This is a genomic window from Mycolicibacterium brisbanense (assembly GCF_001570425.1).
In the GTDB taxonomy this organism is placed as follows: domain Bacteria; phylum Actinomycetota; class Actinomycetes; order Mycobacteriales; family Mycobacteriaceae; genus Mycobacterium; species Mycobacterium brisbanense.
This window is the reverse complement of the sequence record NZ_BCSX01000044.1, coordinates 87,521-111,432: the sequence shown is the minus strand read 5'-3', so window position 1 is coordinate 111,432 and position 23,912 is coordinate 87,521. Positions and strand designations below refer to the sequence as shown.

Below are 23,912 nucleotides of genomic sequence, written 5' to 3'. Positions count from 1 at the left end.
AAGCGACGGGTGGCTATCCGTTGAACTGTTGCGCAGCCGGCTTGCAGACCTTCCAGGTGTTGGACTCCTTGCGCAGATAGAGCGTCCCCGAGGTGTCGAAAGTCGGTCGGGTGAAGCTGAGCGCCGCCACGTCACCTTTGACGGTGACTGTCTCTACATTGAACGGAACCTTGCTCGATTCGTCGACGGGACCTCCGTCATCAGCGACGTAGTCTTCGTCGCTGGTGAGCTCGTCGGCCTCTTCGGAACACAGCTCGGCCAGCATCGCCGACTGATCCTGAGCATCGACTGCCGCTGCGAACCGCGCCGCGACATCTTTGATCTGGTCCTCATCCTTGTTTGCGAACATGATCCAGCCGCCGACGCCTGCCAGGGCGACGACGAGCAGCACAGCGACACAGCCAAGAATCCACAGCACCGTCCGTCGCTTGCGGGGTGGGGGCGGCGTGCCATAGGGCGGTGCGGGGTAGGTCCATGCAGGCTGCTGGGGCGCAGGTGCAGAGTGAGCTCCGAACGGATCCCATGAACCGTTCGGAGGCCCGGAGAAGGGACCGGCAGGCCCGTTGGGCGGTGGTGGCCAGGTCATTATTCGTCCCAGCGTTCGACGAGGATTTTATCGAGAGCTGTCCAGAACTGCGGCGGAGGAACATCGATGTCGCCTTCATAGACCAACGCCATCGTTTCGGCAGGAAGATCTGGTGATGTGCAGTAGAGCAATTCGCCGCTGTCTCGTGTCAGCCAGAGCAATCGAGTCGAGTTTATCTGGATGCCGCTGTAGCCGACCTGCCATCCTTCATCGGGCGGTGCGCCGACACTTTCCGCCAAGGTCTGCATGTCCCGCGGAGGCATGAGACCGTAGGACTCCATATCTTCACTGGTGAACCCCGCATGCGTCTGCTGTAAGAAATCGCGTGCGGCCTGCGGAACCGTTTCAAAGTATTTGGGCACAGTGTCCGCGAAGTTCGCGGGATCATGTCCTATCCACAGAATGAGCTCGCCATCGGCATTGTGGCCGGCCGCGTAGGCCAGGACTATGTGCTCAGCAGGCGCTTCACCACCCGTGCGAATCCGAAGTACCCGCACATCTGCCAGACGCTCCGGTAGCAGGATCGAAAATTTCGGCAGCTTGTCGAGGAATTGTGGACTCCAGAGCGACAGGGCGATACGGCACCGCTCGGCTGGATCGTCGGAATCGAGTATTGGCCGCCAATTAACTGGCACCGACAGTCGGTCGTCGGCATCTCCGGTCAGTACTTGCGCCGAGGTGTATTCGTCATCAATCGCGTCGACTATTTCGCTTTCCAGTCCAGCCATCATGCCTCCCTCCCTAGCCATTGGCTGCGTTGAGTTTGTTGATGATGTCTATCAGGGCGGCTCTCGTACTGTCCTCGAGTTGTTGTTGACTTTGAGCCCAGGCTTCGGTGACTTTCGGTAGAAGATCAGCTGCGGCGCCGGAGCCCTTCGCCTGATTTGCCCTCCACGACAGCCATTGCAGATTCATTGGAGTATTCGCGAGTAGATACATCTGGTCTGGCGTGAGACGTGTGAAACCGGGCATCTGAACTAATTCCGAGAGCGGAATTATATGATCGGCCGACACCTTGGGCTGTCCCGCTTTTCCTTGAATCGTTCCGCCGTCATATGCGGGGTCGGGATCGCCCGGTTTGGGTCTTGGCTGCCCCTGAAGAAGAACGTCCCCGAGCTCACGCGCTGATTTCGGGCTCCCCGATCGAAGGATGTCATAGATTGGCCGGACGGGTGATTCGTTTGGAACCGTCGCTCTTTGTCCAGGTATTCGGGCCGGCGGTTGCCATCCTGACGGGATGTCGTTTATCGCCTTGACCAACGCTGCGCGTTTTGTCGGCGGGGCTTGTGTTTTTACCGGGGGGCCGCCCGGCGTTTGCGGCACAAGCGCGTTTGCGGCGGAATCGCATGCGGCCTGGCGGCTGTTGAGCGCATCGCGTTCGGCCTCGAGTTGTCGCTTTTCGGCATTGTATGCATCGAACTGAGCCTGTTGCGACGGGCTGAAAGTATGCGGCGCTGCGTTATGGGCATCGGCGCGCTGGTTCCAGGAGGCCCAGGCAGCCGCAAGGCCTGGACAGACCTCATCCGTTGGGTCGGCCGAAGTAATCGGGACGGATGTAACGGCACCGACAACCAGCGTGAATACGACCAGCAGCCAAAGAACAGCCCTAGGGAGTGCGGATCGCTGATGCGTTTCGGTCAAATTCTCAACCCAGTGCCGGCTCGGACCTTACATACCAACCGTAAGGCCGAACCAGCACCGCGCCTGACACTATTTTCAGCTGTGCCGCAGTGGAGCAGGACTCCACCACCCGCTGCGCGTGGCGGTCCCCAGATCGAGCCGGGCCGGCACGGCGTCGGTGTACCACGGCGTCAGCCGCTGCAACGAACCCCAGTCCCGGAACCAGTCGCCCTTGAGATAGGTCGGCACCGTCGCGGCCCGGAACATCAACTCGGTGATGCCGAGCGGCCCGCCGCCCAGGTAGTCCATCACCGGTGAGTTGGCCTCCGCGCCGAACCGGTCCGGCAGGATGCGCCACTTCGGCACCTCGATCACGCCGTACTGGTGGCCGAACGGCCGCTGGCACGGGAAGGCCAGGCCCACCAGCCAGTCCAGCATCACCGGATCGGTCGAACCCACCACGTCCTGCAGGGTGCGCAAGGTGGGGATCCGGGGCGGGGTCACCGCGATCCAGTGCTGCGGGGCGAGGTCGTCGTCGGTGGCGACCAGCCGGATCTGGGTGGCCTCGCGCGGGATGGCCGCCATCGGCGCGCGCAGGTTGCGCCACGCCGGGGCGGCGCCGACGTCGGCGAAGCCGAGGCTGCCGCCGGGCCGGTCGGCCGCGGCCTGCTCGTCGGTGGCCCACTGCACCACGACCTCGCCCGCGTTGAACCGCCCGGCCGCCGAGACCACCAGCAGCGGCCCGGCCGTGTCGCGGTTGGGCAGCCGGTACCACGCCGAGCGCAGCGACGACGGAACCTGGGTGCCCGCCCGCCAGCTGCCCAGCACCGGGGTGGTCGCGGGGTTCAGCCCGAAGGGCAGCCGCGCACGCGAACCGTTGACGCCTGCCGCGGCGGTGGTCCCGCCCTCGGTGCCGCCCTCACTGGCGGTCGTGGTGCCCGATTCGGTGTCGGCGAAGTTGGTCGAGCCGGGTTGTTCCATCACCGGATCCGCCGACACGTCCGACGGTATGCCGTTGGGGGTGAAGCCCTGTGAGGTGACAGCACCGAGCGCCTGGCCGGACGGCTGGTCGACGGGCGTCAGCGCACCCGCGTTGGCGTTCTCCTCGACCATCACGTCGCTGGCCAGCCCGCAGGTCTTGCCCGTCAGGGCCTCCAGGTTCGAGCGGCCCACCGACCACGCCGGGTACTGGTTGATCATCGCCAGCGTCAGCGACACCACCTCGAACATCACCAGCGCCCATGTCGCGATCGCGAGCGGGGCCTGGGCCAGCCGCTGCCACCTGCCCGGTGGACCGTCGGGAGACTCGTCGCGTCCGGTGAAGTGGAACCACGCGGCCAGCAGCAGGGCCAGCACCGAAAAGCCCAGCAGGATCGTGGTGAAGCCGAAGTGCCACTGCGGGAACGAGTTCGACCACGGCACGCCGAAGTTGGAGACGTACCACCAGCCGTTGACGGTCGCGAACGACAGTGCCGTCACGAACAGCACGGCCGCGCCGAACATGGCCCGGTTGCGCCGGGATTTCATCGCCGCGGCGGTCACCGCCACCGCGGCCAGCGCGCCCAGCGACCCTGCCAGGCCGGCGAACACACCGAAGTGATGCGTCCACTTGGTGGGGGTGAACATCATCGCGAAGAACGAGATGATCGTGATGCCGATGATGCGTCGGCTCGGACCGGCCGCGGTGCCGGGCACGCGGCCCTTGCGCAGCGACATGGCAACCGAAACGGCAAGCGCCAGAAGCAGAGTCAGCACGCCGAAGCGCCGGGCCACCGAGCCGTCCGGGCTCGTGGTGAACAGCCGCTCGTAGCGGATGTGCTCGTCGAACCAGGCCAGGCTCGGGCCCACGGTCGACTTGAAGGAGCTGGCCTGGATTTCACCGACCAGCGTCTGGTCGCGGAAGATCAAGATGATGGTGACCGTGCACGCGGCCAGGATGGGTGCCAGCAGCGCCAGATGCCCGAACCGCGAAGTATGGCGCGCCACAATGGTTTTCAGCGGCCCGACTGCCACCAGCAGGGCGCCGATGGCGGCGATGCCGGTGGGCCCGGAGAAGAGGGTCAACGCGCCGATGATGATCGCGATGGCCACCGGCAGCATCCGGTTGGTGGCCACCCCGCGTTCCACCGAACACCACGTCAGCAGGATGCCGAGGGCGATGATCGGCTCGGGGCGCAGCCCGTTGTTCAGCGGCAGCCAGAACGCCAGGAACAATCCGGCCGCGGTCCAGGCCGCTGCCCGGTTCTGTTTGACGGCGTGTCCGAGCCTCGGGATGACCTCCCGGCTGATCACCCACCAACAGGCCAGTGCCATCAGCAGCGTCGGCAACCGCAGCCACACGCTGGCGGTGCTGACATGCGCCCACAGCGCCAGCAGGTCGTAATACCAGCCGAACGGTGCCTCCGGGGTGCCGAACCAGCGGTAGTAGTTGGCCATGTAGCCGGCATGTTCGGAAACCCGGGCCATGGTGAGGATGTAGCCGTCGTCGGACGTGTTGGAGCCGACGAAATGCCACCACACCAGCACGGCGCTGACCAGTCCGTCCAGCACCGAGATGGACCACCAGCGCGGGGGCAGGAAGCGCCGCTGTTTGACCCCGTCGGCGGCGTCGAGCACATGCAGCGCACCCAGCGCCACGACGGTCATGACGACGCCGATGATCATCGCCAGCATCTTGAGCAGCGTGGGTGAGCTGCTGTAGCGCGTGTCGATGGTGGCCGAGAAGGTCAACCCCTGCGGGGCGGGGCCGGACAGGTCGGTGAACACGCCGATGATCTGCGGGCGGAAGTCGTAGCCGCCGCGCTCACCGCGCAACGGCGCGTTGGGATCCCGGGACGGATCGTTCGACGGGCCCTGGGTGAGGCCCACGAATTCGCCGGTCACCTTGTCGGCGTGGGCGGTGAAGGTCAGGTACTTGCAGGCCGGGCTGAGCACCCTGTCCAGCGGGGCGCTGACCACCGGGGTGTTGCGGACGATGACCAGCAGGTCGTTGTTGACGCGTTCGATGAGCAGTCCGCGGTCGACGGCCTTGGGCGCCTGCTTGGGCACGGTCGACAGCAGCACGGTGCGGTCGCGGTTGTCCGGGCCGGCCAGCCCCGCGGCGGCCTGGCACGGCACGTTGATGGTCAGGTCCGTCGCGACATATCCGATCAGCGGGGCGTTGACGCTCTGCCAGGTGCCGTTCTGCGGCCAGTTGAGCTGCGCGGTGGTCTGCGTGACCGGCAGCAGCGGGGTCGCGATGGCCATGATCGCGCCGAGCAGACCGGCCACGATGGCGATCAGCCGCGCAGTCCGGTGGTTGGCGCCCGTAGCGATCACGGGGTTTGATGCTATCGGCGCGTCAACGGCCATCGGGAGTCGCTTTCTGGTCAGGCTTGCGGATGGCCAGCACGAACGGACCGACATCCGACACGTCGAACCGCGGATCGTGGAACAGCGCCGAGTTCAGTTCGACGTGGTAGCGGCGCACGTTGGGCTGGTTCGGGTAGACGTCGGAGGCCAACCGCAGGGTGTAGGTGTCGCCCGCGCCGCGGCGCATGAGGAACACGGTGGGCGCTTTCCACGGCAGTCCGTCGAGCGCCTTGATGAATTGGTCGGCGCTGCTCAGCGTGGCCCAGCCCTCGATGGTGCCTGCGCGTTCCTTGAACTGGGCCAGCGGATTCGCGTAGTGCGACGTCAATCCTTGGAAGCCGTAGTACGGGTAGTACGACAGGAAGCTGTAGTCAGCCGTGAGCACCACGGTCTGATTGCGGGGGACACCCGTGACCTCCAGGATCTTGGCGTCGACCGCGCGGTAGTACTGCTCGGCGCCGGGCGGCCTGCGGTCGGCCCGCACCCCGGTGCCGTCGGTGTCGGTGTAGGCCACGTTGATGTCCGGCCGCAGCACGTCGGGGATGTCCTGGCTGAAGGTGAGCCCGCCGATCGTGCCGATCGTCGCGGCCACGGCGATGACGCGCCGCCGGGTCGGTGCGTCATAGCGGCGGGCGATCGCGAGCGTCGCTTCGATGAACCCGAACGCGCCCGCCGTGGTCAACAACACCGTGAGCATCGACTGCAGCCGGAACGACAGCAGCGTGGTGCCGACGAGCGTGGTGAGCATCGACAGCAGTGACCACGCGTAGATCGCGACCACGCCGAAGGCCAGCGCACCCGCGCGGGTGGACGTGCGCGCCCGCACCACCAGCCACACCGTCCCGAGCATGCACAGTGCCCCGAGCAGCGTGAAGCTCAGCATCGGGAAGGTCAGCTGGGCTCCGGCATCAGGCAGATAGTGCTGTGCGGTGCCCTTGTCGGCGGGGTGGCCCTTGGCCGCGGCCACCAGGTACGGCCCCCAGGTGAGCAGCGCGATTGCCCCCGAGATCACCGCGATGACAGCCAGCCGCACCAGCGGGTCCCAGTGCCTGCGGGTGGCGGCCAGCAGCAGCGCCATGAGGGTCAGCGTGAAGGCGCAGTAGATGAACAGCAGGGTGTAGAACAGTGCGGCCACGCCGAGGAAGATGCCGGTGCCGACGATGGCGGCCCACCCGCCGTTGCGTGTCTGGGTTCCTTCTGTGCTCCTCGCGTGCGCGGCCCGCAGCCCCGACCAGGCCAACACCAGCACCGGCGGCAGCAGCACCGTGATGATCGCGGCATACGGTTCGGTGGTGGCGTAGGCCAGCATCGCCGCGGTGCTCGCTGTCGTCACGATCAGCGCGTACTCGAACCGGATCATCGCCGCCCACAGCACGAGGGCCAGTACTGCGGCGATGGTGATGGAGCTGATGGCCCACGGCTTGAACATCTCCCAGGCCGGAGTCCCGGTGCCTGCGGCGATCCGGCCGCCTATCCAGAACCAGCCGGCCGGGTAATACGGCGGCAGCCCGAAGTAGGTCATGTCGTGCAGGCCGGGGCTGTCGGCGAGCCGCGTCAGGTATTCGGTGCGGAACTGCTGGTCGACCGAGACCCCGAACAGGTACAGCTTGGTGGCACCGAGCGGCATCGCGAGCGTCACCACCGAGAACGCCGACAGGAAGACCAGCGCGGCGAGCCGGGCCACGGTTTTCCGGCCCCGCCTCCAGACCAGTCCCGACACGAAAAGACCTGCCAGACAACCGAACTGACCCACGGTGGTGAGAGCGTGCAGTTGGTTGGAGGTGTTGTAGGCCGGCCACTGGACCCGGGCGATCGCGGTGATGGAGACTCCGGCGACCACCGAGGCGATCAGCACGGCGACGACCATCTGGCCGATCACCCCGGCCGGACGTGCGAGAGCCGTCGGTCCTCCTCGCGTGCGGGGCCCGGCCCGCATCAGATAGGAAGCCTACGGAAGATGGGCCGCGGGATATGCCGCAACACCATCATCACGTAGCGGAACGCCCCTGGCGCCCAGACCAGCTCCTTGCCCTTGGCCGATGCGGTGACCGCGAGCTCGGCGACGTATTCCTTGTCGACGGTCAGCGGGGCTTCCTTGACGTGCGCGCTCATCCGGGTGCGCACCTGGCCCGGCCGGATCACCAGCACGCGGACACCGAACTCCCGCAGCGCCTCCCCGAGGCCGAGATAGAAGCCGTCCAGACCGGCCTTGGTGGAGCCGTAGACGAAGTTGGAGCGACGCACCCGCTCGCCAGCGGCCGAGCTCATCGCGATGATGCGGCCCGAACCTTGGGCCCGCATCTTCTCACCGAGCAGCACGCCGACGGAAACGGCTGCCGTGTAGTTGATTTCGGCGATCTGCACGGCCTTGCGCTGGTTCTGCCACAGCTCCTCGGCGTCGCCGAGCAGGCCGAACGCCACGATTGCGACGTCCACGTCACCACCGGCGAACGCCTTGTCGATGACCGCGGGGTGGCTGGCAGTGTCGACGGCGTCGAAGTCGATCACCTCGACATCCTTGGCGCCTGCGGCGCGCATCTGGGCGACCGCGGCCTCGCGGCCCGGATCGTCGGGCAGCGCGGCCAGCACGATACGGGCGGAGGCGTCGCGCAGATAGCGCTCACAGATCGCCAGCCCGATCTCAGAAGTGCCGCCGAGCAGCAGGATCGTCTGGGGGTTACCTACGGCGTCGAACACCATCTAACGCAGCTCCAAGCCTCGGGGGACATCGTGACGAGGGTACCGTGCGGCCACCTCGCCACTGCCGAACGCTGAACGCCCAGGCCGGCGCAGTGCCGGCCTGGGCGTCCAGGTGATTCAGTTATCAGGCGGTCAGATCGAACCGGTCGTTGTTCATGACCTTGGTCCACGCCGCGACGAAGTCCTTGACGAACTTCTCGCGTGAGTCGTCCTCGGCGTACACCTCGGCCAGGGCCCGCAGCTGCGAGTTCGAGCCGAACAGCAGGTCGACACGGCTGGCGGTCCACTTCGGCGAACCGGTGGCGCGGTCGGTGCCGACGTAGGTGCCGTCATCGGCCGGGGCCGGCGCCCACTTGGTGCCCATGTCGGTGAGGTTGACGAAGTAGTCGTTGGTCAGCTGACCCTTCTTGTCCGTCAACACGCCGAGGTCCGAGCCACCGTGGTTGGCCCCCAGCACCCGCAGGCCACCGATCAGCACGGTCATCTCGGGAGCCGTCAGGCCGAGCAGGTTGGCCCGGTCGATCAGCCGGTACTCGGCAGGCAGGCTGTCGCCCTTGCCGACGTAGTTACGGAAACCGTCGCCCTTGGGCTCCAGGTAGGCGAACGACTCGACGTCGGTCTGCTCCTGGGTGGCGTCGCCACGACCCGAGGTGAACGGCACCGCGACATCGAATCCGGCGTCCTTGATGGCCTTTTCGAGGCCGACGACACCGCCGAGGACCACCAGGTCGGCGAACGACACACCGGTGTCGGACGCGGCCTGGATCTCCTCGAGCTTGCGGATCACCTGAGCCAGCTCGTCGGGCTCGTTGACCTCCCAGCCGAGCTGCGGCTGCAGCCGGATGCGGCCGCCGTTGGCACCGCCGCGCATGTCGCTGGAACGGTACGACGCCGCAGCCTTCCACGCGGTGTCGACCAACTGCTGCACGGTCAGACCCGAATCCGCGATGGCCGCCTTGAGGGTGGCGACATCGGCGTCGGACAGCGTCTTGCCCGCGGGCACGACGTCCTGCCACAACCAGGTCTGCTTCGGCACCAGCGGTCCGAGGTAGCGGGCCACCGGTCCCATGTCGCGGTGCAGCAGCTTGAACCAAGCCTTGGCGAACTCCTCGGCCAGCTCTTCGGGGTGATCGAGCCAGCGGCGGGTGATCTCGCCGTAGATCGGGTCGAACCGCATCGACAGGTCGGTGGTCAGCATCGACGGGTGGGTCTTGCCGTTGCCCTGGGCCATCGGCACCGAGTTGGCCCAGCCGTTGTCCTTGGGCTTCCACTGGTTGGCGCCCGCGGGGCTCTTGGTCAGCTCCCACTCGTTGCTGTAGAGGATTTCCAGGAACGAGTTGTCCCACTTGGTGGGGGTGTGCGTCCAGGTCACCTCGAGGCCGCTGCTGACGGTGTCGTTGCCGACGCCCGGGTTGGCCCAGCCGAGGCCCATCTGCTCCAGCGGGGCGGCCTCGGGCTCGACGCCGTTCTCGATGTCGGTGGCGCCGTGGGTCTTGCCGAAGGTGTGGCCACCGACGATCAGTGCCGCGGTCTCGATGTCGTTCATCGCCATCCGGCCGAAGGTCTCGCGGATGTCGATGGCAGCTGCCAGGTAGTCCGGATTGCCTTCGGGGCCTTCGGGGTTGACGTAGATCAGACCCATGTGGCTGGCCGCGAGCGGGTTCTCGAGCTTGGTGCGGTCACTGCTGCCGGCGTAGCGCTCCTGCGAGCCCAGCCACTCGTGCTCGGCGCCCCAGTAGATGTCCTCCTCGGGCTCCCAGTAGTCGGGGCGACCGAAGGCGAAGCCTGCGGTCTTGAAGCCCATGTGCTCCATCGCGCGGTTGCCCGCGTAGACGATGAGGTCGGACCACGAGATCTTCTTGCCGTACTTCTTCTTCAGCGGCCACAGCAGACGACGCGCCTTGTCCAGGCTGACGTTGTCCGGCCAGCTGTTCAGCGGAGCGAAGCGCTGCATGCCGCGCCCGCCGCCGCCGCGGCCGTCCTCGACCCGGTAGGTGCCTGCCGCGTGCCACGACATACGGACGAAAAGCGGCCCGTAGTGCCCGAAGTCGGCGGGCCACCAGTCCTGCGAGTTGGTCAGCAGCTCGTCGAAGTCGCGCTCGAAGGCCTCGACGTCGAGGGTCTTGACTGCCTCGCGGTAGTCGTAGTCCTCATCGGTCGGGTCGATGGCGGGCGGATTCTTCTGCAGGATCTTGAGATTGACGGCGTTGGGCCACCAGTCGCGGTTGCTGCCGCCCTCGACGGGAGGCTTGATCCGCATGGGGCAACCGCTTTCGGCGGGTTCGGTCTGAGCTTCACCAATGGGGGGATGGGTATCGGCTTCGGCCATGACAAATCCTTTCCGGGCTGGCGGTATTGAAAATGGTTATCTACTTGGAGCAATGGAACATTCGGGGCAGGTGCCCCAGTAGATGACCTCGGCTTCATCGATCTCGAAGCCATGGTCTTCTGACGCGGTCAGACAGGGGGCTGTACCGACCGCACAATCGACGTCGGCGATGGCGCCACACGAGCGGCATACGACGTGGTGGTGGTTGTCGCCGATCCGGGACTCGTAGCGAGCCACGGATCCGGAGGGTTGGATGCGCCGCACCAGACGGGCTGCGGTCAACGCGTGCAGCGAGTCGTAGACGGCTTGGTGGGACACCTCGGGCAGCTCGTCACGCACCGCACGAATGATGGAATCCGTGTCGGCGTGAGGATGCGCGTGGACCGCTGTGAGCACCGCCACCCGGGGGCGGGTGACCCGCATATCGGCGGTCCGCAGCATCTGCTGGAAGTCCGCAGTCGTCGCCACGTCCTGCAGTCTTGTCCCTTATCTGGAATTAGTCAAGAAAAACTTCTGGGGGGACTGCCGGGGGTTTTCTGACTACAGGAGTTCCAGCCGCCGGGCCATGTCCGAGGCGAACACGCCATCGGGATCGACCTTGCGGCGCACCGCGATCCACTCGTCGATGCGCGGGTACATGGCGTGGAACGTCTCGGCCGTGGTGCGCGAATCCTTGGCGGTGTAGAGCCGCCCACCGAACTCCAGCACGCGGCGGTCCAAGTCGGTGAGGAACTCGCCGACGCCCGGCTTGATCGGAAAGTCGACGCAGACGTTCCAGCCCGGGATCGGGAAGCTCAGTGGCGCCTGATTGCCGTTGCCGAACAGTTTGAAGACGTTGAGGAACGAGTAGTGCCCCGAACGCTGGATGTCGTAGATGATGCCCTTGAACTCTTCGACGGCCTCGGTCGGCACCACGAACTGGTACTGCGCGAACCCGGCAGGGCCGTAGGCGCGGTTCCACTCACCGAACATGTCGAGCGGGTGATAGAACTGCGTCAGGTTCTGCACCTTGTTGCGATACGTGCCCGACTTGCGGTACCAGAGTTCGCCGATGGGGCCGAAGGTGTACTTGTTGGCCAGCCCGTTGGGAAACACGTCGGGCAGCGTAAGTAGCTGTGGCGCATCGAATTTCAGCGGATTCTTCTGCAGCTTGGTGGGTAGCTGGTCGAGCTTGGCCAGCGATCCGCGGGAGATGGCGGCGCGGCCCAGCTTCGGCGGGGCGCTGATCGCGTCGAACCAGGCCGACGAGTAGGTGTAGTTGTCCTCGCTGCCGTCGCTGTGGAAGGCGATGGTCTCGTCGAGGGTGTGCGTCACGTCGCCGTCGGCGATGAAATACGCGGTCTCCGTCGGCGTCATCTCGATGGTGGCGCGCAGGATGATGCCCGTCAGCCCGTTGCCGCCCACGGTGGCCCAGAACAGCTCGGCCTCCGGCCCGTCCGGCGTCAGCGTGCGCACCTCGCCGCCCGCGGTCAGCAGATCCATGCTGCGCACGTGATTGCCGAAGCTGCCCGCGCTGTGGTGGTTCTTGCCGTGGATGTCACAGCCGATGGCCCCGCCGATGGTGACCTGACGGGTGCCCGGCAGCACCGGGACCCACAGCCCGAACGGCAGCGCCGCCTTCATCAACTGGTCCAGGTTCACCCCGGCGTCCACGTCGACGATCCGGGTCTCGGCGTCGATCGAGTGGATCCGGTTCAGGGCGGGCATGTCGATGACCAGGCCGCCGCCGTTCTGCGCGTTGTCGCCGTAGGAGCGGCCCAGACCACGCGCGATCACGCCGCGTCCGCCCTGCTCAGCAGCGCGCGTGACCGCCTTGACGATGATCTCGGGATCAGGTGTGGAGAGCACCTGCGCGACGGTCGGTGCGGTGCGGCCCCAGCCCATCAGGCGCTTGTCCGTGGTCGGGAAATCGGTGGTCGACATCGCTAAGGAGGGTACCGCGCCCAGGCGTCCACTCCGTCGCAGTCGAGTCCCGAACCACGCACCGAATTCGACACAGATGTCGCTGCGCGGGCCCGAGCGCGACATTTCCGTCGAACTCGCGCGTCCGGGCCCTCAGTGCAAGCGGAAGATGACCGCCCGCTGGACGACGAAGTTGATGACGGTCGCCGTGCCCTGGGCAATGACGAAGGCCACGACCACCGCTACCGGGGTGTAGTTCAGCAGGTGCAGGAACAGGTGGTTGAGGCCGACCTGGACGACGAACGTCACCAGGTAGAGCACCCACACCGCGATCAGCCGGGCTGTGCTCGGCGGCGCCTGGAAGGTCCACCGGCGGTTGAGCAGGTAGGCGGTGGTGGTGCCGGCGACGAAGCTGATCGCCTTGGCGATGTCGGGCGGCAGGCCGATGGCCTTGTAGAGCAGTACGTAGAGGCCGAAGTCGACGACCGCGGAGATCCCGCCGGTGACGATGAACCGGAACACCTGGGTTCGCAGGCTCAGGCGCGGGTTCGCGGGTGCGGTGTCCACCCCGGCAGCTTAGCGACCGTACCTAGCGCAACACCTCGGCGAGCACCGCCCGCAGCGCCTCGACGGCCGGGACGAACGCATGCTCGGCGGGCGCGCCGAAGCCCACGATGATGCCGTCAGGATCGGGGATCTCGGGGCCGGCCTCCGGATGACGCATGATCGAGAGCCCTTGCAGCTGGATCCCGGCCTCGCCGCACCGGCGCAGCACCTCGGGTTCGGCGCCGTCGGGCAGCGTGAGCGTGACGTTGACGCCCGCGGCCAGGCCACGGATGCCGACGTCGAAACCGTCCAGTGCGGCGACCAAGGCGTCGCGGCGGCGTCGGTACCGGTTGCGCATGCGGCGGATGTGCCGGTCGTAGCCGCCGGTGGCGATGAAGTCGGCCAGCGTCAGGGCGCTGATGACGTCGACGTGGTACTGCTGCCCGCCGGCCGCATCGATCACCGGATCGATCAGCGCCTCGGGCAGCACCATCCAGCCCAGGCGCAGCGTCTGCGCCATGCTCTTGCTCGTCGAGCCCAGGTAGGCGACCCGTTCGGGATCCAGCGCCTGCAACGCGCCGACGGGCTGGCGGTCGTAACGGAACTCGCCGTCGTAGTCGTCGTCGAGCACGTACCCGCCGGTGCGCTGCGCCCAGGCCACCGCGGCGCTGCGCCGTTTCGGGTGCAGGGCCATGCCGAAAGGGTTGTGGTGAGCGGGCGTCAGCAACACCGCCGGGGTGTCGAGCGCATCCAGATCGTCGATGACGGCCCCGTCGTCGTCCAGTCCAATCGGCACGGTCGGTACACCGGTCGCGGTGATCGCGTTGCGAAAGATGAAGAGGCCGTGGGCTTCTACCGCCATGGGGCGACCGGACCCAAAGGCCCGTGCGAGCAGTTCGACGCCGTCGCGCACCCCGGCGCAGATGACGATGGACTCCGGTGTGGTCCGTACACCCCGGACCCGGCCCAGATATTCGGTGAGTGCTTCGCGCAGCGCGAGCGGCCCGCGTGGATCACCCATCCGCAGCGCGGCCACGGGCGCTTCGGTCAGGGCGCGACGGGCCGATGCCAGCCACCCGCTGCGCGGGAACTCCGACAGGTCGGGCGAGCCGGGCATCAGGTTGTGCCGTGGTGTGACGGGTATGCGGCGCGGCCGCGGTGCGGGGCGGGGTGTGCTGGCCCGGGCCACCCAGGTGCCCGCGCCCTGCCGCGACACCAGCCAGCCCTCGGCGACCAGCTCGGCGTAGGCCTCCGCGACGGTGTTGCGGGCCAGCCCGAGGTCGGTGGCCAGGGCGCGGGACGGGGGCAGCGCCGCGCCGGTGGCGAGCCGGCCCGAGCGGATGCCATCACGCAGAGCGTTGATCAGCTGCTCACGTGCGGTGCGGCTGCCCGGTTCGATGACGGCCCGCAATCCCAGGTGAAGGTCTCGACTACCAGAATTGGCCCGCGAAATCACTATCAGATTGAACCATCTAGACGGGTCTTTCGCCGTTAGCGTTGGAGACATGACACAGACACTCGAACCCGCCCAGACCACCGGACGCGTCAAGATCTACAAGGCCTCACCCGAGCTGTACGACGCGATGATGACGCTGTCGAATGCCTCGAAGAAGGACGTCGACCCGACCATCGCCGAGCTGATCAAGATCCGCGCCTCACAGCTCAACCGGTGCGCCTTCTGCCTCGACATGCACGTGCACGATGCGCGCAAGCAGGGCGAGACCGAGCAGCGCCTGGCATTGGTCGCGGCCTGGGAAGAGGCAGGCGATCTGTTCACCGAGCAGGAGCAGGCAGCCCTCGCGCTGACCGAAGCCATCACCGACTTGAGCCACGGCCCGGTCTCCGATGCGGTCTACGCCCGGGCCGCCGCGGCATTCACCGAACGGGAACTGGGCCAGGTGATTTCGATGGCCGTGACCATCAACGCGTGGAACCGGATCAATGCGGCGGTGAAGATGCCGCCACCGCGGCGCTGATCCACCGACGGCGAATTTGGTTGAAACCGGATGACTGACGACGACGTCAGTCATCATCGCGGTGTGGCACTGCGAGCCAGATCCGTTGCGGTGTTCGCCGTGGTCGGCACCGCCTTTGTCGGTGCCGGCGTCGGCGCGCCGGTCGCCGCCGCCCACGGAGCCGACGCTGTCATCGCCGATCTGCAGGCCGAGGGGTACAACGTCAACATCAACTGGGTCAACGGGGCCAATCAGCAGCTGTCGGATTGCACTGTGGTGAGGGTCAACAATCCCTCCTCCAATCCGGAGCCGCTGCCCGGCGACACCGTCTATGTCGATGTCACATGTCCGAACGGGCTGTACTAGCGCTCGTTCGGACTCCAAAATCGCCTAGTTGAACGTCATGTCGCCGAGCTGAACAGGGAAGGTTTCCAACTTCTTGGGCCCGGACTTGTCACCCGTGGTCGACGGGGTGGCCGTCTGCATCGTCATGTCCTTGCCCGACGTGAAGGAATCGTGGATGCCCACCGGGGCGACCGGCTCGTTCATCCCCTTGTGGCCATGGCTTGCGTGAGGGCTGGCCGGGCGGCTCGGGAACACCAGGTGCGCCGCCGGATGAGCCTCGTCGCCCGTGGTCACCGGGCTGTTCGGGTCCCAGCTGTTGCGCGCGGAGTTTCTGCCCGACGAGGTGGGGCCGACACCCGAGTGTGCTGCCGGTGCGGCGGCAGCCAAGCCGCTGCCGAGACCGAGCGCGCCCAGGCCGACGATGCCTGCCATGGCACCCGATGCGGTGAGCTTCTTGAAAGTGCTGATGGTGCTCATGAATTCCCTTGCCTTTCAGGTGTTTTGCCAGCTTGCTGACTGGCTTGAAGGCAAAGTTATGGCCCTCACGAACACCCCGGCATCGGGCGAAAAATGCGTCTATTGCGGGCGCGAATGGTGCAAATGGTGTAGGCGGGCTCTCCCGCACCTGGTTTTGCTGCAGGCCGCAGCGCTACCCGGGCGCGGCCCGCGATTGGGCGTCACGCGATAGCACGAAACGCCAAGGGAACGAACGGTTAGCGTGTGTCGCGGGCTCAGGCCAGCGCGTCGAACAATGTCGCCAGCTGTCCCGGCGACACCGAGACTCCGCACTGTCCGCGCAGCGAGGTCAGCGGACGCGCGATGTTCTGCAGGTCCAGGAATTCCCCCGGATGAGCAAGGAAGTACGCCCGGATGGCTCCTTCGGCCTCGCCGGTCGACTGCGTACCCGCCGCGGTCAGCACATCGTTGGCGTCAGGATGTGCGTCAAGGTAGGACCCGGCCTGGGCCAGCACCCCGCTGGCGGTGGTGGCCAGCCCGCTCGCCGAGCACGGCGGTGCGGCGGCAGCGGTCGGGACGGCGATGGCGATGGCGAGGGACGCGAACCCGCCGATGGCAAGCATGGCAGCCAGTTTCATACCGCGATCCTGCGCGATCGTCGGCGTGTGCACAGTGCACTTCACCGAAATGGCCTTCGGTCTATGGATCGTCATCGCCTGACCGCGCCAGTGTGCCGGCCTCGACCGAGGGCCTCTCGTAACGGGCTACACCCAGTAGGGCACGCGGGCGCGGTACTGGCGCATGGCGATTGCCGCGAAGCCCCAGCCAACCGCCGTCAGCACCAGCACCACGACCCAGTGCCTGACCTCTTGATCGGCACCCAAGAGCGGCGCGCGCACGATGTCGAGATAGTGCAGCAGCGGGTTCAATTCGACGATCTTGGCCCACGATCCGGCGCCCTGCTGCCGCAGCGTGGACTCGTTCCAGATGATCGGGGTCATGAAGAACAGCAGCTGCACCACCGAGGCCAGCAGCGGCCCGATGTCGCGGTACCGCGTGGCCAGGATGCCGAAGCACAGCGACACCCAAACACAGTTCAGCACAATGAGACCCAGCGCCGGGATGACCGCCAGGTCGATCCACTTCCACGGTTTGGGGTAGATGATCGCGATCACCACGAAGATCACGATGTTGTGCGCGAACAGGATCATCTGCCGCCACACCAGGCGGTAGACATGCACCGACAGCGGGGTCGGAAGTTGTTTGATGAGGCCCTCGTTGGCGATGAACACCTCGGAGCCTTCGAGGATGGACGCGTTGATCAGGTTCCAGATGATGAGCCCGAGCGTCACGTAGGGCAGGTGTTCGGCGAGCGGCAGCTTGAACAGTTTCGAATACAGTAGGCCCATCGCGACCGCAGTGGTGCCGGTGGCGATCGTGATCCAGAACGGCCCGAGCACGCTACGGCGGTAGCGCTGCTTGATGTCCTGCCAGCCCAGGTGCAGCCACAGCTCGCGTTTGCCGAATCCTTCGGCCATGTCGCGCCAGGCCCGGGTCATGGTCTTGGACTGCGCCGCAGCGTCGGTGAAGGTCATTGTCCGGTCCTTCCGAATCTCTCGCGTCTGCCCAAGCGCCGCAGGCGGATCCATTCGCGCAGACCCGCGGGGTCGCGGCGGGACACCAGAAAGTACCAGCCGAACCTCATCCATTCCTGTGGGAGGAGTTTGCGCAGCCCGGGCTGGGAGAGCAGATAGCCGCGGTTGCGGTAGGTGAAAAACCGCTTGGTCTCGTCGTCGGGATACTGGGTGTGCATCCGGCCGCCGAGGATCGGTTTGAACTCGTCGGTGCCACAGGGGTGCAGATAGCTTGCTGTCAAACAGGTTCCGAACGGCAACCCGGAGCGCGCCAGTCTGCGGTGCACCTCCACCTCGTCGCCGCGGACGAACAGCCGCAGATCCGGGACGCCGACGGCCTCCACGGTGGCGGCCCGGAACAGGGCGCCGTTGAACAGCGACGCGATCCCCGGCAGCAGATCGCCGGAGCGGGATGAGTCGTCGGTCTGCAGCTCCGAGACCAGCCGGCGCCACACCAGGCCGCGGCGCAGCGGGAAGGCCAGCCGTCGGGGATCGTCGAGGTTGCACACCATCGGCGACACCTCGGCCAGGCAGTGCTGCTCGGCGCAGGCCAGCAGCGTGCCCAGTACGGTGGCGTCGGCGGGCCGGCCGTCGTCGTCGGCCAGCCAGATCCAGTCGGACCCCAGCGCCAGCGCGTGGAGCATGCCGAGCGCGAAACCCCCTGCGCCACCGAGGTTCCGGCGGGAACCGAGATAGGTCGACGGCACCGGCTGGCTGGTCACCAGTTCCCGCACGGCGGGGTCGTCGTCGTTGTCGACGACGACGAGATGGTCGGGACGACGCTCCTGGTTCACCACGGCCTCGAGCGACTTGGCCAGCAGTTCGCGGCGTCGATGGGTGACGATCACCGCGCAGACGGTGTCAGGTGCCACGCGCCGATTCCTCCAGCACCTCACGCACGGTGCGCGCTGCGTCCTCGCCCTCGTATGCGCGGACGACCTCTTCGATACCACCGGTCATCTTGATGGTGCCGTGGTCGATCCACATCGCGGTCTTGCACAACCGGGCCAGGAATTCGTTGGAATGGCTTGCGAACACGAGGATTCCGGAGCGCTCGACCAGGCTCTGCAGCCGTGACTGGGCCTTTTTCAAGAAGTCGGCATCCACCGCGCCGATGCCCTCGTCGAGCAGCAGGATCTCTGGGTCGATGCTCGTGACCACGCCCATCGCCAGCCGGACCCGCATACCGGTCGAGTACGTGCGCAGCGGCATCGACAGGTATTCGCCCAGCTCGGTGAACTCGGCGATCTCGTCGACCTTGGCCAGCATCTGCTTGCGGGTCTGCCCCAGGAACAGTCCGCGGATGATGATGTTCTCGTATCCGGAGATCTCCGGGTCCATGCCCACACCCAGGTCGAAGACCGGCGCCACCCGGCCGCGGACCGTGGCCGAACCGCGGGTCGGCTCGTAGATGCCCGAGAGCAGGCGCAGCAGGGTTGATTTCCCGGCGCCGTTGTGCCCGACCAGCCCCACCCGGTCGCCCATCTCCAGCGACATCGTGATGTCGCGCAGCGCCTCGATGACGACGACGTTGGACTGGTTGCGCCCGATGGCGCCGCCGGCCTTACCGAGGAACGCCTTCTTCAGCGAACGCGTCTTCGCGTCGAAGATGGGGAACTCGACCCACGCCTCGCGCGTGGAAATGTGTGGATCAGACAACGGCGGAACCTAGAGGTACTGTCCGGTGCCCGGGTGCGCCGATCCGCCACGGGGTCCGCCCGGCCCGGCCATGCCGGGCGGCAGCGCGCCCTGGCGCATCTGCTCGAGCTGGGCGCGTGCGGCCATCTGCTGGGCGAACAGCGCGGTCTGAATACCGTGGAAGAGCCCCTCCAACCAGCCGACCAACTGCGCCTGCGCGATGCGCAGCTCGGCATCCGAGGGGATGGAGTCGTCGGTGAACGGCAGCGTCAGCCGCTCAAGCTCTTCGCGCAGCTCGGGCGCCAGCCCGTCCTCGAGCTCGCGGATGCTGGTCCGGTGGATGTCGCGCAGCCGATTGCGGCTGGCGTCGTCCAGCGGAGCGGCCCGCACCTCTTCGAGCAGCTGCTTGATCATCGTGCCGATGCGCATCACCTTGGCAGGCTGCTCGACGAGGTCGGTCAGCGATTTGCCGTCGGCTTCGGCGTCCGCGTCCTGATCGACGTTGCCGGCCAGGATCTCGATGTTGTCGTCATCGGGGTTGATGGTCATTGCCTTCCCGTCGTCTGTTGGTCTCCGCGCCAGCGGTAGATGCGGTCTTTGCCGTCGTCGTAGATCTTCTCCCACGACTTCGACTTGTCTAGCGACACTAGCCCGTCGGGCATCGTGAACCCGCGCACCACCGGTGTGCTGGTCAGCACGTACTTGATGTTGAGGGCCTTGACGGCCTCGGCAACCCGCGGATCGGTGTCGGCATCATCGGCGTATGCCCAGAAAATGAACCGGTTATACCCAGGACCCTGCTGCACGGGGTAGTCGTAGTGCGTCCACAGCGGGTGCAGCCCGGCGATCGCGTACATCCAGGCACTGCCGTCGGTGTTGGCGTCGCCGATCACCGTGGTGTGGGCGTCGGGCAGCCCGGCCAGGTAGGCGAAGGCGCGCAGCTTGTGGTCGGCGACCATCACCGAGTCGTATTTGTCGCCGAACAGGAACCGGTGCCGGGGGAAGTAGTGCCACGCCAGCCCGACCGTGGCGGCGACCAGCACGACGCCTGCGGTCGCGCGGAGCACCGTCTGCCGCTGCGTCACGCGGGCCAGCAGCATCGTCAGGCCCACTACCAGGGTGCACAGCCCGATCGCCGCCATCGGCGCATAGAGCATGGTGACCACCGCCGACAGCCGGCGCGGGTCGCTGTAGAACAGGTCGCTGAACTTGCCGGTGATGGCCCCGACAGGGCCGCCGAACGGCGCGCCGGAATGCACGATCGCGACCATCAACAGGGCCCAGAGCGCCAGCGGCCACCAGATCTTCTTGATCAGCATGACCAGCCCGCCGATGGCGGCGAGCGCGATCAGGATGTTCTGGATCGGGAAGTCGTTGAGGTGACGCGTGTGCTGCACGACCGCGGCGAACAGCGAGCGCTTGCGGCCCAGATGGTTGACGAATGCGTGCCCGGCGATGATGTCGGCCTGGTCGGCCACGCTGAGGAACTGGGGCAGCATCACCAGCAGGGCAGGTATCCCGACCACGAGCAGGGTCACGAAGTCGGGCACCCGTCCACGCACGGGATTGCGCAGGCATTCCAGCAGCCACCACGCGCCCACCAGCAGCACCGTGACGACGCCGCCGGTGATGTGCACCGAGAACACCCCGACCAGGGCCAGGATCGCCAGCGGTATGCGGTCGCGGTGCCGCAGTGTCGAGGCAACGAGCACGAACGCGGGCACCGCCAGGCCGTAGGCCACCAGATTCGGCACGGCCGCCACGTCGAACTCGACGTAGGGCACCGCCGTGAACGACGCCGTCAGCGCGGCCGCCGTCGCCGCGACGATGGCGGTGCGCGTCGGGCACATGAGCGGACGCACCATCTTCCAGGCCAGCATCGCGGCGCTGAGGGGGAACAGCCACACCGATGCCGCGACCGTCCCGATCGTGTACGCGGTGGTCGCCGCGGCCCCTGTGATCTGGCTGTACACCGCGGCCAGCGCGTGGAACGCCGACGGGTAGTACAAGACGGCGTGCGTCTCCACATTGCGCAGCTCACCCATGTGGGTGGGGGAGGCCTGACCGGTTTCGAGGATGAACCGCACGGTGTTGGCGTGCCACACGGAGTCCCACGTGCTGGGGGCGGACTGCCAGTGCACCAGGCCCGCCACCGCCGCCCACATGATCAGCAGGGCGCCGAGCACGACGCCGGCAGCCACGATCAGAACAGGCCCCCGCGACGGCGTCAGCTGTTCGGCGTCGCGGTCCCGATACCGCCCCAGCAGTCTCCGCAATCCGGCCGCAACGGCCGTTGTGAGGGCCACAGCAAACAGCGCTGTCCAGCCGTTCCAGGGCACGCCAATGGCGCCGAACGGGACGATGAACAGCGCAACGATGCCGTAGGTCAAGGCCGGGCCCATCGCCACGGCCGCCGGCAGGGTGAGGCCACCCGCACGTGCGGTCAGCGCCCCGGGTATCACTAGCAACAACAGTGCGATTAGCACTCCGAACCCGAAGCCCACTGGACTAGTATGGCTGCCCAGGGCGACCTGGTCCGGCGCGGCCTATGCGGCAGAAACTCGCGGTCGGGCGCTCACCCCGATCGTCTCAGCTTGTGTTGTTTGCGAACGCTCTAAGGTGGCTGGCATGGCATACGACGTCGCCCGGGTGCGTGGTCTGCATCCGTCGTTGGGCGATGGGTGGGTGCACTTCGATACCCAGAACGGCATGTTGGTTCCGGACGCGGTCGCGACGACGGTCTCGACCGCATTCCGCGGATCCATGCCCACACCGGTCGGACCCCACCCTTCGGCTCGCCGCAGTGCGGCCGTTCTGATCGCGGCTCGCCAGGCGGTTGCAGATCTGGTCAACGGGGATCCCCGCGGTGTTGTGCTCGGCCCCGACCGCTCCCACCTGCTGACCGCCCTGGCCGAGGCCTCATCGGCCCGCGTCGGGCTGGGTTACGAGGTGGTGGTGACGCGCCTCGACGACGAGGCGAACATCGCGCCGTGGCTGCGGGCCGCGAATCGTTATGGCGCCAAGGTGAAGTGGGCCGAGGTCGACATCGAGACCGGTGAGCTGCCGTCCTGGCAGTGGGAGGGGCTGATCGACAAGCCCACCCGGCTCGTGGCGATCGCATCGGCGTCGTCGACCCTGGGAACCATCACCGACCTGGGCGAAGTCACCAAACTGACCCACGAGGTCGGCGGCCTCGTCGTGGTCGACCATTCGGCTGCCGCGCCGTACCGGCTGTTCGACCTCGACGAGACCGACGCCGACGTCGTCGCGCTCAACGCCGTCGAATGGGGCGGTCCGCCGATCGGCGCACTGGTCTTCCGCGACCCGTCCATCATCGATTCGTTCGGTTCGGTGTCGCTGAACCCGTACGCGACCGGGCCGGAGCGCCTGGAGATGGGCGTGCATCAGTACGGCTTGCTGGCCGGGGTGGTCGCCAGCATCGAGTACCTGTCCAACCTCGATGAGGCCGCGATGGGCACTCGGCGCGAAAGACTCGCCGTCTCAATGCAATCCGCATCGTCATACCTGAGCCGGCTGTTCGACTACATGCTGTCGTCGCTGCGCTCGTTGCCGTTGGTGATGGTGATCGGCAGGCCCGAGGCCCACATTCCCGTGTTGAGCTTCGCAGTGCGCGACGTGCCCGCCGAGCGGGTGGTGCAGCGGCTGGCCGACAACGGCATCCTGGCGGTCTCCAACGTGAACTCGCGCGTGCTCGACGTGATCGGCGTCAACGACATCGGTGGCGCGGTGACAGTGGGCCTGTCGCACTACTCGACCATCGCCGAAGTCGACCAGCTGGTTCGAGCACTGGCCTCGCTGGGCTGATCACACCCTCAACAGCACCTTCCCAGCAATTTCGCCGGAAGCCAGCAGCTGGTGGGCCCGCTGAGCCTGCTGGATCGGCAACTCGGCGCCGATGATCGGGCGCACCCGCCCGTCGGCGACCATCGGCCACACGTTGTCGACGACGGCCGCCACGATCTCGGCCTTACCGCCCGGGCCGTCGACCGGCCGCGGCCGCAGTGACGTGCCGATCACACCGGCCCGCTTGGCGATGAGCTTGCCGATGTTCAGCTCGCCCTTCACGCCTCCCTGCATGCCGATGATGGCGATCCGGCCGCCGACGGCCAGGGCGTCGACGTTGCGGTCCAGGTAGGACGCTCCCATGATGTCGAGGATCACGTCAGCGCCGCCCTCGGCCTGCACGACCGCCACGAAATCCTCGTCGTGGTAGTTGATGGTGATGTCGGCCCCGAGACTGCGGCACAGGGCGAGCTTCTCGGCTGATCCGGCGGTCACCGCGACCCTCGCGCCGAGCGCGTGGGCGACCTGGATGGCGTGGGTTCCGATGCCGCTGGCGCCCCCGTGCAGCAGAACGAGATGTCCCGCGGACAAACCCGCCGTGTTTACCAGATTCGACCACACGGTGCAGGCCACCTCGGGCAGGGCAGCGGCCTCGTCGAGGGTGGTGCCGTCGGGCACGGGCATCACCTGTGCGGCGGGCGCCGCGACGTATTCGGCGTATCCGCCGCCCGCCAGCAGCGCGCACACGGGCTGGTCAACAGCCCACTCGGTGACCCCGTCGCCGAGGGCGGCGACGACGCCGGAGACCTCCAGTCCGATGATGCTGCTGGCCCCCGGAGGGGGTGGGTACTTACCGGCTGCTTGCAGCAAGTCCGCGCGGTTGACACCCGCGACACCGACGCGGATCAGAACCTCACCTTTGCCGGGACTGATGTCAGCGACGTTTTCCCAGGTCAGCGAGCCGTCCGCGGCGGCGGAAATTGCATGCATTTCTTGAACGCTACAACCCTTCGGTTTCGGGCACCCAGCAATACTGACGTCGCTTA

Annotated in this window: 22 protein-coding genes; 3 read left to right on the top strand and 19 right to left on the bottom strand. The window is 66.8% G+C overall.

Features of this window, described 5'->3' with window-relative positions; translation table 11 throughout:
• Nucleotides 1–13: 13 nt before the first annotated feature.
• The 11 genes from RMCB_RS24890 to pdxR form a co-directional block, all read right to left on the bottom strand.
• On the bottom strand, nucleotides 14–418 hold the full coding sequence (locus RMCB_RS24890; protein WP_131805577.1) for an Rv0361 family membrane protein: 405 nt from the start codon (nucleotides 416–418) through the stop codon (nucleotides 14–16).
• 167 nt (nucleotides 419–585) lie between these two features.
• Nucleotides 586–1,314 carry a hypothetical protein gene (locus tag RMCB_RS24885; protein ID WP_131805576.1) on the bottom strand — a complete coding sequence of 243 codons (729 nt, stop codon included), beginning with the start codon at nucleotides 1,312–1,314 and terminating at the stop codon, nucleotides 586–588.
• A 13-nt stretch (nucleotides 1,315–1,327) separates the two neighbouring features.
• Nucleotides 1,328–2,227 carry a hypothetical protein gene (locus RMCB_RS35895; RefSeq protein ID WP_131805575.1) on the bottom strand — a complete coding sequence of 300 codons (900 nt, stop codon included), beginning with the start codon at nucleotides 2,225–2,227 and terminating at the stop codon, nucleotides 1,328–1,330.
• 75 nt (nucleotides 2,228–2,302) lie between these two features.
• Nucleotides 2,303–5,557, bottom strand: a complete 3,255-nt coding sequence (locus RMCB_RS24880) for an arabinosyltransferase domain-containing protein (protein ID WP_062830892.1) — start codon at nucleotides 5,555–5,557, stop codon at nucleotides 2,303–2,305.
• On the bottom strand, nucleotides 5,547–7,493 hold the full coding sequence (locus tag RMCB_RS24875; protein ID WP_062830891.1) for a galactan 5-O-arabinofuranosyltransferase: 1,947 nt from the start codon (nucleotides 7,491–7,493) through the stop codon (nucleotides 5,547–5,549). The genes RMCB_RS24880 and RMCB_RS24875 overlap by 11 nt, the downstream gene beginning before the upstream one ends.
• Nucleotides 7,493–8,257: a decaprenylphospho-beta-D-erythro-pentofuranosid-2-ulose 2-reductase gene (locus RMCB_RS24870; RefSeq protein WP_029370858.1), complete on the bottom strand. Its 765-nt coding sequence runs from the start codon at nucleotides 8,255–8,257 to the stop codon at nucleotides 7,493–7,495. Before RMCB_RS24870 ends, RMCB_RS24875 begins: the two co-directional genes overlap by 1 nt.
• A gap of 124 nt (nucleotides 8,258–8,381) precedes the next feature.
• Entirely contained in the window at nucleotides 8,382–10,586 is a 2,205-nt protein-coding gene (gene katG / locus RMCB_RS24865; protein ID WP_062830890.1) for a catalase/peroxidase HPI, read from the bottom strand.
• 36 nt (nucleotides 10,587–10,622) lie between these two features.
• The gene (locus RMCB_RS24860) at nucleotides 10,623–11,027 is read right to left on the bottom strand and encodes a Fur family transcriptional regulator (protein ID WP_062831001.1); all 405 of its coding nucleotides are present in this window, start codon (nucleotides 11,025–11,027) and stop codon (nucleotides 10,623–10,625) included.
• Between the two features lie 99 nt (nucleotides 11,028–11,126).
• Complete coding sequence (locus RMCB_RS24855) at nucleotides 11,127–12,509, bottom strand: decaprenylphosphoryl-beta-D-ribose oxidase (protein WP_062830889.1); 1,383 nt, start codon at nucleotides 12,507–12,509, stop codon at nucleotides 11,127–11,129.
• 132 nt (nucleotides 12,510–12,641) lie between these two features.
• Nucleotides 12,642–13,055 (bottom strand): GtrA family protein, encoded by a 414-nt coding sequence (locus tag RMCB_RS24850; RefSeq protein ID WP_029370862.1) that lies wholly within the window; start codon nucleotides 13,053–13,055, stop codon nucleotides 12,642–12,644.
• Between the two features lie 22 nt (nucleotides 13,056–13,077).
• Complete coding sequence (pdxR, locus tag RMCB_RS24845; protein WP_062830888.1) at nucleotides 13,078–14,490, bottom strand: MocR-like pyridoxine biosynthesis transcription factor PdxR; 1,413 nt, start codon at nucleotides 14,488–14,490, stop codon at nucleotides 13,078–13,080.
• 49 nt (nucleotides 14,491–14,539) lie between these two features.
• On the opposite strand from pdxR, the gene RMCB_RS24840 reads away from it, so the two are divergent.
• Together RMCB_RS24840 and RMCB_RS24835 are read left to right on the top strand one after the other, a co-directional pair.
• Nucleotides 14,540–15,010: a carboxymuconolactone decarboxylase family protein gene (locus tag RMCB_RS24840; RefSeq protein ID WP_062830887.1), complete on the top strand. Its 471-nt coding sequence runs from the start codon at nucleotides 14,540–14,542 to the stop codon at nucleotides 15,008–15,010.
• Between the two features lie 30 nt (nucleotides 15,011–15,040).
• Nucleotides 15,041–15,355, top strand: coding sequence for a hypothetical protein (locus RMCB_RS24835; RefSeq protein ID WP_062830886.1), 315 nt, complete (start codon nucleotides 15,041–15,043; stop codon nucleotides 15,353–15,355).
• A 24-nt stretch (nucleotides 15,356–15,379) separates the two neighbouring features.
• Here the strand turns inward: RMCB_RS24835 and RMCB_RS24830 are convergent, their stop codons facing one another.
• The 7 genes from RMCB_RS24830 to RMCB_RS24800 all read right to left on the bottom strand — a co-directional run bounded on the left by RMCB_RS24830 (nucleotide 15,380) and on the right by RMCB_RS24800 (nucleotide 21,566).
• Nucleotides 15,380–15,811, bottom strand: coding sequence for a hypothetical protein (locus RMCB_RS24830; RefSeq protein WP_062830885.1), 432 nt, complete (start codon nucleotides 15,809–15,811; stop codon nucleotides 15,380–15,382).
• 254 nt (nucleotides 15,812–16,065) lie between these two features.
• Nucleotides 16,066–16,503, bottom strand: a complete 438-nt coding sequence (locus RMCB_RS24825) for a heme-binding protein (protein WP_322788710.1) — start codon at nucleotides 16,501–16,503, stop codon at nucleotides 16,066–16,068.
• A gap of 51 nt (nucleotides 16,504–16,554) precedes the next feature.
• The gene (wzm, locus tag RMCB_RS24820; protein ID WP_062830884.1) at nucleotides 16,555–17,385 is read right to left on the bottom strand and encodes a galactan export ABC transporter permease subunit Wzm/RfbD; all 831 of its coding nucleotides are present in this window, start codon (nucleotides 17,383–17,385) and stop codon (nucleotides 16,555–16,557) included.
• Nucleotides 17,382–18,296, bottom strand: coding sequence for a galactofuranosyltransferase GlfT1 (gene glfT1, locus RMCB_RS24815; RefSeq protein WP_062830883.1), 915 nt, complete (start codon nucleotides 18,294–18,296; stop codon nucleotides 17,382–17,384). Before glfT1 ends, wzm begins: the two co-directional genes overlap by 4 nt.
• Nucleotides 18,286–19,083: a galactan export ABC transporter ATP-binding subunit Wzt/RfbE gene (gene wzt, locus RMCB_RS24810; protein WP_029370870.1), complete on the bottom strand. Its 798-nt coding sequence runs from the start codon at nucleotides 19,081–19,083 to the stop codon at nucleotides 18,286–18,288. Before wzt ends, glfT1 begins: the two co-directional genes overlap by 11 nt.
• Nucleotides 19,084–19,092: 9 nt before the next feature.
• Nucleotides 19,093–19,611 (bottom strand): bacterial proteasome activator family protein, encoded by a 519-nt coding sequence (locus tag RMCB_RS24805; RefSeq protein WP_029370871.1) that lies wholly within the window; start codon nucleotides 19,609–19,611, stop codon nucleotides 19,093–19,095.
• A complete protein-coding gene (locus RMCB_RS24800; RefSeq protein WP_062830882.1) occupies nucleotides 19,608–21,566 on the bottom strand; it encodes a DUF6541 family protein in 1,959 nt (652 codons plus the stop codon). The genes RMCB_RS24805 and RMCB_RS24800 overlap by 4 nt, the downstream gene beginning before the upstream one ends.
• Before the next feature lie 124 nt (nucleotides 21,567–21,690).
• Between RMCB_RS24800 and RMCB_RS24795 the strand changes: the two genes are divergently transcribed.
• Nucleotides 21,691–22,887 carry a cysteine desulfurase-like protein gene (locus RMCB_RS24795; RefSeq protein WP_029370873.1) on the top strand — a complete coding sequence of 399 codons (1,197 nt, stop codon included), beginning with the start codon at nucleotides 21,691–21,693 and terminating at the stop codon, nucleotides 22,885–22,887.
• On the opposite strand, the gene RMCB_RS24790 is transcribed toward RMCB_RS24795, so the two are convergent.
• Nucleotides 22,888–23,856 carry an NAD(P)H-quinone oxidoreductase gene (locus RMCB_RS24790; protein WP_062830881.1) on the bottom strand — a complete coding sequence of 323 codons (969 nt, stop codon included), beginning with the start codon at nucleotides 23,854–23,856 and terminating at the stop codon, nucleotides 22,888–22,890.
• Nucleotides 23,857–23,912: the final 56 nt, after the last annotated feature.

What these genes read in the sequence shown, in the direction of transcription:
- RMCB_RS24885 (WP_131805576.1), bottom strand. Translation starts at nt 1,314, where the DNA reads ATGGCTGGACTGGAAAGCGAAATAGTCGACGCGATTGATGACGAATAC.
- RMCB_RS24880 (WP_062830892.1), bottom strand. Translation starts at nt 5,557, where the DNA reads ATGGCCGTTGACGCGCCGATAGCATCAAACCCCGTGATCGCTACGGGC.
- RMCB_RS24875 (WP_062830891.1), bottom strand. Translation starts at nt 7,493, where the DNA reads ATGCGGGCCGGGCCCCGCACGCGAGGAGGACCGACGGCTCTCGCACGT.
- RMCB_RS24870 (WP_029370858.1), bottom strand. Translation starts at nt 8,257, where the DNA reads ATGGTGTTCGACGCCGTAGGTAACCCCCAGACGATCCTGCTGCTCGGC.
- katG (WP_062830890.1), bottom strand. Translation starts at nt 10,586, where the DNA reads ATGGCCGAAGCCGATACCCATCCCCCCATTGGTGAAGCTCAGACCGAA.
- RMCB_RS24860 (WP_062831001.1), bottom strand. Translation starts at nt 11,027, where the DNA reads ATGCTGCGGACCGCCGATATGCGGGTCACCCGCCCCCGGGTGGCGGTG.
- RMCB_RS24855 (WP_062830889.1), bottom strand. Translation starts at nt 12,509, where the DNA reads ATGTCGACCACCGATTTCCCGACCACGGACAAGCGCCTGATGGGCTGG.
- RMCB_RS24840 (WP_062830887.1), top strand. Translation starts at nt 14,540, where the DNA reads ATGACACAGACACTCGAACCCGCCCAGACCACCGGACGCGTCAAGATC.
- RMCB_RS24835 (WP_062830886.1), top strand. Translation starts at nt 15,041, where the DNA reads ATGACTGACGACGACGTCAGTCATCATCGCGGTGTGGCACTGCGAGCC.
- RMCB_RS24830 (WP_062830885.1), bottom strand. Translation starts at nt 15,811, where the DNA reads ATGAGCACCATCAGCACTTTCAAGAAGCTCACCGCATCGGGTGCCATG.
- RMCB_RS24825 (WP_322788710.1), bottom strand. Translation starts at nt 16,503, where the DNA reads ATGACGATCCATAGACCGAAGGCCATTTCGGTGAAGTGCACTGTGCAC.
- wzm (WP_062830884.1), bottom strand. Translation starts at nt 17,385, where the DNA reads ATGACCTTCACCGACGCTGCGGCGCAGTCCAAGACCATGACCCGGGCC.
- RMCB_RS24805 (WP_029370871.1), bottom strand. Translation starts at nt 19,611, where the DNA reads ATGACCATCAACCCCGATGACGACAACATCGAGATCCTGGCCGGCAAC.
- RMCB_RS24795 (WP_029370873.1), top strand. Translation starts at nt 21,691, where the DNA reads ATGGCATACGACGTCGCCCGGGTGCGTGGTCTGCATCCGTCGTTGGGC.
- RMCB_RS24790 (WP_062830881.1), bottom strand. Translation starts at nt 23,856, where the DNA reads ATGCATGCAATTTCCGCCGCCGCGGACGGCTCGCTGACCTGGGAAAAC.